1 protein-coding gene is annotated in these 1,082 nt (G+C 36.7%); it reads left to right on the top strand.

Annotation, left to right across the window (positions count from 1 at the left end):
- A partial coding sequence (locus KIV40_RS30550) for an ABC transporter ATP-binding protein (RefSeq protein ID WP_285353037.1) occupies positions 1-352 on the top strand: 352 nt, incomplete at its 5' end.
- Positions 353-1,082: the final 730 nt, after the last annotated feature.

The raw sequence follows: 1,082 nt of genomic DNA, 5'->3' as shown, positions 1-1,082 counted from the left end.
CGGCGGCCAGCGACAGCGAATAGGCATCGCTCGAGCAATAGCCCTAAAACCCAAGCTGCTTATTTGTGATGAGTCTGTGTCGGCACTAGACGTATCGGTTCAAGCTCAAATCATTAACTTATTGCTAGGGCTACAAAAGGAGATGAACCTCGCTATTATTTTTATCTCTCATGATTTGTCTGTAGTTAAACAGGTATCAGACGATGTGGCTGTGATGTATTTTGGAAAAATTGTGGAATACGGCTCTGCAATGGAGTTGTATAACAATCCGAAAAACGAATATACACAAAAGCTACTTTCAGCAATACCCATTACACACCCTAATAATAGAAAGCATAATAAGAAATCTTAGAATAAATACAAAACTGTACAAAATAATACAAAGAAAATTTGTAAATCAATTGTAAAGTAATTTGGCAACAAGGCTTTGTTGCTAAAAGGTCTATCAATATTTAGTGAAAATATTGAGGTATTCGTTCACCTCAAATTTGATGGGCTATTTAAATAAAGTTCATTAATTGAACTTACATTCATGGAAGTTAAAAGTATGCATAACACAATAAAGTGGAAGGTGAAGCCACTCGCAATATTGTTAAGCACGATGTTTACTTTTTCTGTTTATGCAGAAGAAGGAAATAGTGTAGGGAATATTAGTGAGTCAGCTGAATCAACACAAAATGAAAACGATGCATCTTGTATAACTTGTAATATCAGCGGGTCCGTTACATATATCTTCGGGTGGTTACCGAGCATTAGACGATGAAGTAGGAACATTTGCTACCGATTCTGTAATAGGGCTTAGTTACTCGAAACTATATGAATTTGGTGAAAGTGGAAAAATTAGTGCAAGTGGGCAATTTACAATCCCCACATCTGAAGCATCTCGTAATGACAAATTACAAACTGCATTTAGATTAGCTATTCCAGTTAGCTTCGAACATTGGGGGATAAGTTTTACTGTTAGTCCTCGAGTTAGAAAGAATTTCCACCAGTATGAGACCTACGGCGGTAAATCGTTAACAGAGTGGACCTACTCATTGTTTACCGGTGCTAGTTACAGTTGGGAAAAATTAACTATTGGT

This window comes from Vibrio sp. D173a (assembly GCF_030248475.1).
This window is presented reverse-complemented; position numbering and strand designations above follow the sequence as displayed.